This window comes from Blastomonas sp. (assembly GCF_030373265.1).
Lineage (GTDB): Bacteria > Pseudomonadota > Alphaproteobacteria > Sphingomonadales > Sphingomonadaceae > Blastomonas.
In genome coordinates this window covers 146,759-157,639 of the sequence record NZ_JAUCZC010000002.1, presented here as the reverse complement: position 1 = coordinate 157,639, position 10,881 = coordinate 146,759, and the positions used below count along the sequence as shown (strand labels likewise).

The following is a 10,881-nucleotide window of genomic DNA, read 5'->3' as shown; positions in this document are numbered from 1 at the left end:
GTCGTGCCGGAAGTCGCCGCCCGGTCGTCGTCCGTGTCGATCAGCCCCCCTTGGTCCAGCTTAACGCGCTCCCATAGCCTGGATTTCTGCTTCCAATGCCGGCCAGCCGGTGAAGCTCACCTGACGGCCGTTGAGGAAGAAGGTCGGCGTGCCCTGGATATTGTCCTCGCGTGTCGCCTTGCCGGTAGCATCGGCCATCGCGCGTGCGGCGTCGATGTTGGTCAGGCACTGGTTGGACTGATCGCGCGAGATGCCGCGCTGGGCAAAAAAGTCGGTGAGGCCCGTGGCTTCGGCGAGCGCGACATAGCGCTGGTTGTCGGGGAGCGCCAGCACTTGATCGAAGCGCTGCTGGCCCATCGCCTGCGCCTTGGTGAAGATGTCCGCCTGGTTCTCGAGCACCTGCTCGGTGAGAGCGAAATAGCTTTCCTGCGGGCCGCAGCGAGTCAGCATCGATGCGGTGAGATCGAGCGGCTCACGGACGAAGTTGCGCAGTTCGAAGCTTACCCGGCCGCTGGCGACATATTTGTCGCGAATGGTGGCAAAGGCGGTCTCGGCAAAATCGGCACAATGGCTGCAGGTCAGCGAGGCGTATTCGACCAGCTTGATCGGGGCTTCGGGGTTGCCCAGAACATAATAGCCGTCGGGCGTCTTGGTGACCGTTTCGGCCCAGGCCTTGTCTGCGGGCGCCGGAATCGCCGCGATCGGCTCGCTGGTGGCGGCACCTTCCGCTGTCGTGTCCGCTTCGCCGCCACATGCGGCAAGCGACAGCATCAGGGGCAGGGCAATCAGGCTGGCAATACGCTTCATAGGGGCAGGGTCCTTGCGGTTTGGCTTGAAAATCCTCCCCGGTTACGGGGAGGGGGACCATCCGTCAGGATGGTGGAGGGGCAGCGGGGTCGCGCGCACATCTGCGATAGCAACCAGAACGCTTCCCCTCCGTCAGCCCTGCGGGCTGCCACCTCCCCGTTCCGGGAGAGGATTTTCAGGGTAGGAATATTCGATCTCGCCCCGCTTTAGCGGCTGGCCAGCAGCGGTTCCAGACTTTTCCAGTCATACACGTTCGGCAGCAATTTGCCGCCGAGCGTGAAGCTTGGCGTGCCTGTGACCTTGACCGTGTCGGTGGCGAACTTGGTCATCGCCAGCACCTTGGTCTGCTCGGCCTTGTTGGCAAGGCAGGCGTTGATCTGCGCATCGGTGGCGAGCGGCGCGTGACGGCGCAGTTCGTCGTAAAGGCCAAGATCGCTGGCGATGCGCTGCAGCCGGGTGTTGGTATCGCCCTGATACCAGGCGGCCTGGCCATCGCGGCCCATGCTGCCCGCCTTGCCCAGCCAGGTCTTCTGGCTGCCGAGCAGGCCCTTGTGGCGGCGGAAGAAGCTGCGCGGTTCGCCGCAGCGTGCCAGCAATGCGACGGTGAGGTCGACCGGATCGCGGATGAAATTGCGTACCTCGAGGCTGGTCTTGCCGCCCGCGATAAAGCCACTGGCCAGTGCCGGGTTCGAATCCTGCTCGAACGCCGCGCAGTGGGGGCAGGTATAGCTCATATACTCGACGATTTTCTGCGGTGCGGCGGTGTTGCCCAGCACATGGCCGCCGACATCCGACTGGCTGACCTTCTCGGTCCAGGCGGCGGTTGCGGTTTGCGCGCTCCCGGCCGTGCTCAGCAGCGCAGCAGAGGTAGCAGTGAGGGCAAAAACAGTCAAAGCGATCAGGGGGCGCAGGGGCGCGTTCATCAATGGGCCTCGTCGGATATTGGGGGCGCAAACAGGCGCACGGGTTTGAGATTGTCGCTTTTGATCTGAACCGGGGCTGCACGAGGCTTTTGCGCGGCATCCTCGCGCGCCTCTTTCTCGGCCATCGAGCGCGCCAGCGATTCGAGCACCGTCTGCAGTTCGGGATCGCCAATCGGCTTCAGCCCGTCGGCGGGGGCAATGCTGATCGGCTTGAGCGAGGGCGGCGCTGCGGGGCGCGGTTCGGGCCGCAGCGGACGGCTGAGCGCGCCGTGGCGGTATTTGACCCGCACCACCGCTTCATAGCCGAAAAAGCGGTTCACCCGGGATATGATCTCGGGCTCGGCATGCTGCATGAAGATCGCGGTCGCGCTGGTGACGACGAGGTTGAGCGTGCCTTGCGCCTTCTGGCCGCGCGGGAAGGCGATCGATTCGGGGCTGGCCATCGCGGCATAGCGGGGTCCGGCGATCTCCGCCCAGCGGCTGACCAGATTGCTCTGGACGAAGCCGAAGCGCCGGAAGCTGGTCTCGCCGATCGCCGGAATCAGGTCGGCGATGCCGCGCGCCTCGCCGCCGCGCCGTTTGACGGGGCGTGCGGGTGGCGGTGCGGCCTTTTTGCACGGCTTGGTAGCAAGGGGCTTATCGCGTTCCATATCGCTGCCGACCATGGCATAGCCGGACCATGCCCGTCGAGTGTCGCGAGAAAATTGTGGATGAGCGCAAGCCGTCGCCGATCGCGTCGGCGCTGCTCGCGCATTATGATCTGCACGCGCGCACGCTTGCCTGGCGCATAGCGCCGCAGCAGAGCAGGCAGGGCATCCGGCCCGATCCCTACCGGGTGTGGCTGTCCGAGGTGATGCTCCAGCAGACGACCGTTGCTGCCGTCACCCGCTATTTCAACGCCTTTACCGCTCGCTGGCCGACGGTGGCGGCATTGGCTGCCGCGCCTGCCGAGGATGTCCTCGCCGCCTGGGCCGGGCTTGGCTATTATGCCCGCGCACGCAACCTGATTGACTGCGCGCGTGCGGTCGCAGGCGATCATCAAGGGCACTTTCCGGATACCGAGGCAGGGCTGCGGCTGCTTCCGGGCGTGGGCGACTATACGGCCGCAGCCGTCGCGGCGATCGCCTTCAACCAGCCCTCGGCGGTGGTCGATGCCAATGTCGAGCGGGTGACTGCGCGGCTGTTTGCGATCCAAACCCCGCTCCCGGCTGCCAAATCCGCAATCCGCGAGAAAGTCGCACAGATGGTGCCTGCCGATCGCCCCGGTGACTTTGCCCAGGCGATGATGGATCTGGGCGCTACCCTGTGCACCCCGCGCGCGCCTTCGTGCCTGCTGTGCCCGCTGGCGTCGTACTGCGAGGCACGGGCGCGCGGCACCGCCGAATCTCTCCCGGTCAAGCCGCCCAAAAAGGCAAAGCCGCAGCGCACCGGCACCGCCTGGTGGATCGAGCAGGACGGGCATGTGCTGCTGGTCCAGCGCGGCGACAAAGGAATGCTCGGCGGGATGCGCGCGCTTCCCGACGATGGCTGGTCGGCACGCCGTGACGGCGATGCGGCGGCGCCCCTTGCTGGCCAGTGGACGCACGTCGAGGCCGCCGTCGCGCATGTCTTCACACATTTTTCGCTCGAGCTGTCATTGGCGCTTTATCGCGGCCCCCAAATCGATAAGGTTGCCATTGAAAACCTGAGTGGCGCCTTCTGGTGGCCGGTCGAACGGATCGAGGAGGCAGGATTGCCCACCGTGTTCGCCAAGGCCGCCCGCGCCGCCATTCAGCACCGATAAAGCCGCGTGGCCCGAGGTCGCGGCAAAATGAACCGGAGTAGATCATGTCGAAGCTATTAAACCTGATGCCCAACCTCAGCCGCCGCCATGTCCTGGGGTCTGCCGGACTGCTCGGCCTGTTCGCAGCGATGCCCGGCTATGCCCGTGCGATGGAAACCGGCGATTTCGCGGTCATCCGCAAGGAAGTGGAAGGCTATGTCTCCAGCAAGAAGGTCGCCGGGATGCTGGTGTCGCTGGGCTTCGGCGCGCAAGCCCCGGCGCTGATCGGTGCGGGCAATCTGGCGCTCGATATTCCGACGCCGGTCGATGCCAACTCTTTGTGGCGCGTCTATTCGATGACCAAGCCGATCGCCGGCATGGCCGCGATGCTGTTGATCGAGCAGGGCAAGCTCGGGCTCGATCAGCCGATCGCCGATTTCATCCCCGAATTTGCCAACATGAAGGTGCTGACCGATGTGGCCAACAGCCTGGATGCGGTGCCCGCCAAGACGATGATCACCCCGCGCCATCTGATGACGCACACCGCTGGCCTGGGCTACAACATCGTCACCAAGGGGCCGCTGCTCGAAGAATACAACCGTCTCGGCATCAACCCCGCGGCGGTCAGCAAGACGCCGATCCCCGGCTTCCCGATGCCCGCGCCGACTCCGCCGATCGACGAATTCGCCCGCCGCGTCGCCGCGCTGCCGCTGGTCGCCGAACCCGGCACGATCTGGAGCTATTCGATCGGGCTCGATCTTCTGGGCTATGTCATCCAGGTCGCCAGCGGCATGGAGCTGGGCGCCTATCTGCAGCAGAACCTGTTCGGTCCGCTGGGCATGACCAGCAGCTACTGGACCGTGCCGCAAAGCGAAGTGCCCCGGCTGAGCACCAATTACGTTCCCTTTTCGGGCGCCCTGATCCCGATCGACCCCGCGCAGGACAGCATCTTCTCCACGCCGCCGGCGTTTCCGTTCGGCGGGGCAGGGCTTGTCAGCAGCGCGCGCGACTACGACCGCTTCCTGGCGATGCTGGTGGGCAAGGGTCAGTTGGACGGCACCCGGGTGATGTCCGAGCGCACCGCGCTGATGGGCATGTCCAATCTGTTGCCGGATACCGCCGTCACCAAGGGCACCTGGGTGGAAGACCAGGGCTTTGGCGCGGGCGGACGCGTGGGCCTGGGCAATGCCAAGGGCCCGGCCGGGACCTATGGCTGGGGCGGCGCTGCCGGAACGGTGGCGTTCGTCGATCACATCCGCGGCATCCGTGCATCGGGCTATACCCAGTATATGCCGGCCGAAGCCTATCCCTTCCAGCGCGAGTTCCCCAAGATGGTCTATGACCAGCTTCAGGCGATGAGCTGATCCGTCGGTCGGGGAGAGCACAATGTCCTTGTCGCTGATTGCTCCGGCGCTGACCGGGGGGCGGATAGACCGCGCCGATCAGGTTCGCGTCGATCCCGAGCAGCTTGCCGGATACATCAACTGGAAGGCGCGGCTGCTCAGGCTCAACGGGCTTGAGCCCGAGGTCGGTATCGAGGGGCGGCTGGTCTGGCACAGCCTTGCCGATGCCGCGCCCGACAGCGAGCTGATCTTTCTGGGTCTGATGGACGGCAAGGCGCATTTTGCCGAGCTCAAGCGCAGCGAGCCGGGGTCGAGCCTGCATTACAACCCGCGCGTGTGGCAGATGCTCGCCAGCCTGCCTGCCGACGAACTGGCATTATATGGCGGTGCGCGCACTCTGGTCGATTGGCACGCCCGGCACCGCTTCTGCTCTTTGTGCGGCGCTGGCAGCACGATGTCCAAGGGCGGCTGGTCGCGCACCTGTTCGAGCTGTGGCGCCGAGCATTTCCCGCGCGTCGATCCGGTGACGATCATGCTGTCGGAATTTGACGGCAAGGTGTTGCTCGGTCGTCAGCCGCGCTTTCCCGCGCGCCGCCTGTCGGCGCTGGCGGGCTTCGTCGAGCCGGGCGAAAGCATCGAAGAAGCGGTCGCGCGCGAATTGTGGGAAGAAGCGGGAATCCGGGTGCGCAACGTGCGCTATGTCGCCAGCCAGCCCTGGCCGTTTCCGTCCTCGCTGATGATCGCCTGCACCAGCGAGGCGCTGAGCGACGAACTCACCCTCGACACCACCGAGATCGAGGAGGCCGCGTGGTTCAGCGCCGCCGAAGTCCGCGCCGCGATGGCGGGCGACGAGACCGCGCCGTTCATCGCTCCGCCGCCGTTCGCGATCGCGCATGATCTGCTCAAGCACTGGCTGGATGCGCAATAAGCGCAAGGGGCTGGGCGCTCGGTTCGGCGTTTTGCAGGCAAACCAGATATTGACGCTCCGATTGCCAAGTGGCATGAGCGCCTTCGCATCGCACACGCGACCTGAGCGCGGGTATAGCTTAGTGGTAAAGCTCCAGCCTTCCAAGCTGGCTATGAGGGTTCGATTCCCTCTACCCGCTCCAAGGCCTCTATCAGGAGGTCCGAAAGCGTCGCTCAAGCAGCTGTTGTTAGCGCTTTTGACGAGATGTGTTCCCAGACGTCCCAGTAATGTGCCGTTGCACACCGGTCATCGGATGGACCTGCAGCCGAACGTTGCTGTCGAAATGGCCATCATGATGGCGGGGAAAGCCGGGCAGGGGCCGCAGCGCCAAAGGTCTGGCATAACCCATCCCGGTGCGCGCCGCGCCGCATTGCAGCCCGGCCATAGGCAACGCCCCTTCCGGCCGGGATGGAGATCAGCTCTGCAGTCTTGCTGCAGCTTTACGAAATGCCGTGTCCAACTGATCGACGATTTCTGCAACCGGCTCGATCGCACGGACAGAGCCGACAGCTTGGCCTGCCGACCAGATGTCGCGCCACCGGCGATGCGCGTCGTTTGCCGATCCATAATCGCGTGCGGCGTCGGCAGTGTCCGGATCAAGATAGCCGGCTGCGGCAAGGCTTTCGCGCAGCCAGAGCGCCGTCGTCCCGGTGACCCGGTCGCTGGCGACAATATCGCCGATGGACGCGGCAACGACGGCCTGCTTGTATTCGTCCGATGCCAGGCTCTCACTGGCGCCTAAGAACCGCGTTCCCATACACGCGATATCGGCGCCTGCGGCGATAGCTGCCGCCACGCCCTCACCGTCGCTGATGCCTCCCCCGATCGACAGGGGGCCGCGGTGAAATGCGCGGACTGCCGAAATGAAGGCAAATGGAGACAAGTGTCCGGTATGGCCACCTGCACCCGTTGCAAGGCAGGCGAGCCCGTCCGCGCCTGCTGCAAGAGCCTTTTTGGCGAGTGCAGGATCAGGCACGTCGGCCATGACCATGCCGCCATAGGCATGGACCCGGGCAACGACCGGGGCCGGGCTGCCCAGCGCCGTGATGACCATGGCCGGTTGATATTTCTCGAGGATCGCCAGATCGTCACCCAGCCGCGCATTGGTCGAATGGGTGATCAGATTGACCGCCCATGGTCGACCCTCGACCCGGGCGTTGATCTGATTCATCCAGTCATCGAGTTCGGCTGGCGTGCGGCAATTGGGGGTAGGGAAGGCGCCGAGTATGCCGGCGTGTGCGGCCGCCACCACCATCTCGACACCGGACACCAGGAACATCGGCGCAACCAGTACCGGCAGTCGCAGATCGCGGGTGATCTTCATGCGGCCAGCCGTTCGACGATCATGGCCGCCCCTATTCCCGATGCCCCGGTCACAACCACCATCCCGAACCGGCCGTCACGCGCATCCAGTGCATCGAGCAGGCTGGAGAGCAGGATCGCGCCGGTCGCACCCATCGGATGCCCTTTGGCAAGATGACCGCCGCCTATGTTGACCCGCGCAGGATCGACATCCCGGTCGCGCAGGAATTTGGCGATCACCACGGCGAATGCCTCCATGAACTCGACCACATCAATGTCGGATAGGCTCAGGCCCGCATCAGCGAGCGCGCGGTCCATTGCCGTGAAGCCGGCGAGCAGCGAGTCCTCGACCGAGCCTCCGGCCTGGGCATAGGCGACGACCCGCGCGCGTGCGCCTGCGCTGTCTGCCGACACCAGCGCCAATCCGGCGCCGTCGCACATCGGTGGCGCATGGGCCACGGTCAGCCGCGGTTCGACAGTCTCCCCGCCCATCGCCTCACGATAGCCGGCATGCATTTCGGCGAAAGCGGGCGGCATCGCGGCGAGCTTGGCCTCGGTCATGCCGGCACGGATGCATTCGTCTTGCGACAGCTCGCCCACCGCTATGCGCGACCGTATCAGCGCGGGCGAATCCTCAGCTGCAGCGCTTGCGGTTTGCGAGCGGAACGCGGCTGCGTCCAGCGCGGCCCGATCGATGGCCTCACGTCCGGCAAGCCGGTCGGCGGCCAGTGCAACCGGGATATAGCGGGCGGGTGGCTCGAACGCGGTGTCGGTGTAATAGCTTGCTCTGTCCGCCATGAAAGGCACCTGCGACATCATCTCGACACCGCCGGCGAGCGCGTTCTTGGCGACTCCGGCCTCGATCAGCGCAGCGGCCTGGCCGATCGCCATGAGTCCCGATGCGCAATAGGAGTTGATGGTCTGCGCGGCAACGGCATCAGGTAGCCCCGCGGCCAGCTTGGCAACTTCGGCGATGTTTCCGCCCTGGGCACCGACCTGGCCGACACAGCCAAGGATCAGCGCCTCGGCATCATCGGTCTGCGCGCCGCGCGCCTTGAGCGCATCGACCAACGCTGCAATCAGCCCATGCGGGGTGTGAGCCGCCAGCCCGCCATCGGGCCGGGCCTTGCCGCGCGGCGTGCGCAGCGCATCCTGGATGAAAACGTTCATGCGGAAGGCTCCGTTAATCTGGCTCGCCATGCGGGAGGGTGGGGATAGGCGAAAAAGCCCTGCGGCGCCCGCACGACATGCGGAATGGCGGCGATCGCCACCGCGACGGTGGCGTCGGTCAGTGCCCGCGCGCGCGGCATCGCAGGATCGGCTTCGTCAATCGACAGGGTCAGCGTGACATTGGGCCGTCCTTCGATGGCGATGGTCCAGTGGGCTGCGCCCAGCTCGGGGTGCAAAGCCGGATCCGCGGTCCACAGGATCGTCAGATCGATCGTCGGCCCGGTGTCGAGCGTCGCGATCCAGCGCCAATGCGTCGCGGCCACCGTGCCTTCGGCAATGGTGCCTGCGGCGGTCTCGATCGTGCGCGGCGCAGGTGTCAGTGTGTGCGCGGGCTCGATCGCCAAGATGTTCGCGCCGAGTCCCTGCGCTGCCAGATGGAGCACCTCGGAAAACAGCTGCGTATACAGCTCGGCGAGCGGCCCCTTGGTGATGTCATTGGCGATTGGATCGCTGCCAAAGCCCATCAGCCCGAACACAAACCCCTTCGACGCCATGGACGATGCGTCGACAGTTTCGTGCACCGCAATCCGGTCGATGTGCGAGCAAAGCCCGGAGGCGGCGAGCGCGATCCGCTCGACGATCACCCCGGGATTGACCCCAAGGCCGGCAAGCGTGGCATGCCCCTCGGCACATGCGGCGCGCAGCGGTTCGCAATACGCCGCATCCTGCGCCCATGGCGCGTGGAAGCCGGCCAGCGAGATGACGTTCTTGCCCGCGGCCAGCAAGCGTTCGACATCTCGGTTAAGCGCCGAATAGGGCAGGCTGATACGCGGCATGTGCAGCACGACATCGGCATCCAGTGCCAGGATGGCCTCGATATCGTTGGTTGCGATAACCCCGGTGCTTTCGCGCCCGGCAATCGCCCCGGCATCCTGACCCGCCTTTTTGTCCGAATAGACATAGCAGCCGACAAGCTCGAGATCGGGATGATCGATCGTCCGGCGCAAGGCGGTGCGGCCCATCGATCCCGTCGCCCATTGCACTACGCGGAAGGTCATGCTTGGCTGGCGGCCTTGCCGGCGTCGATGATGCTGCGATCAGCCCATACCGAATGGGTGCCGCTGCTGATCTTGTGCGGCAGCGCGATGCGGCAGACCGGTCCCGCGGCGAAATTCTTGGCGTCGATCAGGATGCACTCGGACGTTCCGCTGTTTTCGTCGATGACGAAGCTGACCAGATAGCCGTCGTCCTCTTCGGTCGATCCGATCCGCGGTGCGAACGGCGCCTCGCTGGCAAAGCAGCCTTCGCCGAGCGTCAGCTCGGTCGATTCACCGGTCTCCAGATCGTGTTTGACGAAGCTGTTGAACAGGAACCAGCCGGGCTTGGCCCCCACCGAATAGACGTAGCGATAAGGTTTGCCGGCAAGGCGCGTGTTGATCATGCCGAACTCGACAATGCGATCGCACAGCCGCTCTTCGCGCGTCTCGCCGGTCTTCAGGTTGAAGCGCCAGCGGTGCAGGCGGCTGCGGAAGCTGTGCATGTCGAGATAGGCCATCAGATGTTCATAGCCTTCGACCGCGCCTTCGCTCAGCGGTGGCGGCGTCGGGTCTTCCTGGAAATAGCCATCGACGATCAGTTCGTCGCCATCCTCAAAGGCGTTGACGAAGTGCAACGCGTAGCAGGGCGCTGCTTCGAACCAGCGAATGTCCTCGGCGGTGCCGTGGCGGGGGATAATGGCAAAACGCGACGGCAGATCCTTGCGGAACCGCACCGCATGGATGTTGCGCTCGAGCAGTTTCTCGTCCCAGAACACGGGCATGTCGTTGAGGATCGAGTAATTCTCGCTGAATGCCATGTCGTGCGGCAGCCGCGGGCCGGGCAGTTCGACCGGGACGTAGGATTTGAGCCGCCCATCGGCGCCGACCACGCCGTAATGCATGTAGGGCGCGTGCTTGGAGTAATTGAAGAACATCAGTTCGCCGGTCGACTCGTCGACCTTGCAGTGCGCAGACACCCCGTCGATCGGTACCCAGGGGGCGACGCCGAGCCCGTCGAGCGTGTCGGGATCGACCTGATACGCCTCGCCGCACTGATAAAAGGTCGCGAGTATCTTGCCCGCGTGCACAACCACATCGGTCGATGCGCTGTCCTTGAGCGCGCCGTGGGCGCCGAACCCGGGGCGCTTGGCGGTCTGGACCGGGTCGGCCAGCCCACCCCAGAGCGAGGCGCCGGCTTCCTGCTCTGCTGCAAAGCAGCGGGTGCGCACGAAGCGGTTGCCATACCGCACTTTGCCGTTGGAAAATTCGATCCGGTGCACCATCGCATCGCCATCGAAGGGGTGGTGGCTGCCCAAGGGTTGATGCACTTGGTTTTCGGTATTCCGCACATAGATGCCGGCGATGTCAGACGGCACCGTGCCCTCGATCACCTCCAGATCTTCTGCATCGACTTCTTCGTGCAGCGGAGTCCAGGGACCCGTCAGATAGGGGTGATTGGTCGGTCCCAGACTGGTGACAACCGGCGGATGGCGAAACAGCTTCATATACTTCCCTTGCTTGTGGGGCCCCGCTGTCGGCACGCGCCGACAGCGGGGGTTCTCGGCGCCAA

The 10,881-nt window shown here is 65.0% G+C and carries 10 protein-coding genes and 1 tRNA gene; 4 read left to right on the top strand and 7 right to left on the bottom strand.

Going from position 1 to position 10,881, the window contains the following annotated elements:
* Positions 1-60: 60 nt before the first annotated feature.
* The 3 genes from QUV11_RS01875 to QUV11_RS01865 form a co-directional block, all read right to left on the bottom strand.
* A complete protein-coding gene (locus QUV11_RS01875) occupies positions 61-807 on the bottom strand; it encodes a thioredoxin domain-containing protein (RefSeq protein ID WP_300880261.1) in 747 nt (248 codons plus the stop codon).
* A gap of 206 nt (positions 808-1,013) precedes the next feature.
* Entirely contained in the window at positions 1,014-1,730 is a 717-nt protein-coding gene (locus tag QUV11_RS01870; protein WP_300880259.1) for a thioredoxin domain-containing protein, read from the bottom strand.
* Positions 1,730-2,395: a DUF721 domain-containing protein gene (locus QUV11_RS01865; RefSeq protein ID WP_300880257.1), complete on the bottom strand. Its 666-nt coding sequence runs from the start codon at positions 2,393-2,395 to the stop codon at positions 1,730-1,732. Before QUV11_RS01865 ends, QUV11_RS01870 begins: the two co-directional genes overlap by 1 nt.
* Before the next feature lie 14 nt (positions 2,396-2,409).
* Here QUV11_RS01865 and QUV11_RS01860 point away from each other — a divergent pair, with 14 nt between their 5' ends.
* The 4 genes from QUV11_RS01860 (at position 2,410) to QUV11_RS01845 (ending at position 5,944) form a co-directional block, all read left to right on the top strand.
* Positions 2,410-3,513: an A/G-specific adenine glycosylase gene (locus tag QUV11_RS01860; RefSeq protein WP_300880255.1), complete on the top strand. Its 1,104-nt coding sequence runs from the start codon at positions 2,410-2,412 to the stop codon at positions 3,511-3,513.
* Between the two features lie 44 nt (positions 3,514-3,557).
* Positions 3,558-4,856 carry a serine hydrolase gene (locus tag QUV11_RS01855; protein ID WP_300880253.1) on the top strand — a complete coding sequence of 433 codons (1,299 nt, stop codon included), beginning with the start codon at positions 3,558-3,560 and terminating at the stop codon, positions 4,854-4,856.
* Positions 4,857-4,878: 22 nt separating this feature from the next.
* On the top strand, positions 4,879-5,763 hold the full coding sequence (nudC, locus tag QUV11_RS01850; RefSeq protein ID WP_300880251.1) for an NAD(+) diphosphatase: 885 nt from the start codon (positions 4,879-4,881) through the stop codon (positions 5,761-5,763).
* A 107-nt stretch (positions 5,764-5,870) separates the two neighbouring features.
* Positions 5,871-5,944 (top strand) — tRNA-Gly (locus tag QUV11_RS01845).
* A gap of 273 nt (positions 5,945-6,217) precedes the next feature.
* Here the strand turns inward: QUV11_RS01845 and QUV11_RS01840 are convergent.
* From QUV11_RS01840 to QUV11_RS01825, 4 genes are read right to left on the bottom strand one after another with little or no spacing between them, the layout of a single operon-like run.
* Positions 6,218-7,126 (bottom strand): nitronate monooxygenase family protein, encoded by a 909-nt coding sequence (locus QUV11_RS01840; RefSeq protein ID WP_300880249.1) that lies wholly within the window; start codon positions 7,124-7,126, stop codon positions 6,218-6,220.
* Entirely contained in the window at positions 7,123-8,274 is a 1,152-nt protein-coding gene (locus tag QUV11_RS01835; RefSeq protein WP_300880247.1) for a beta-ketoacyl synthase N-terminal-like domain-containing protein, read from the bottom strand. Before QUV11_RS01835 ends, QUV11_RS01840 begins: the two co-directional genes overlap by 4 nt.
* On the bottom strand, positions 8,271-9,332 hold the full coding sequence (locus QUV11_RS01830; RefSeq protein WP_300880245.1) for a hypothetical protein: 1,062 nt from the start codon (positions 9,330-9,332) through the stop codon (positions 8,271-8,273). Before QUV11_RS01830 ends, QUV11_RS01835 begins: the two co-directional genes overlap by 4 nt.
* Complete coding sequence (locus QUV11_RS01825; protein WP_300880243.1) at positions 9,329-10,816, bottom strand: carotenoid oxygenase family protein; 1,488 nt, start codon at positions 10,814-10,816, stop codon at positions 9,329-9,331. Before QUV11_RS01825 ends, QUV11_RS01830 begins: the two co-directional genes overlap by 4 nt.
* Between the last annotated feature and the right edge of the window lie 65 nt (positions 10,817-10,881).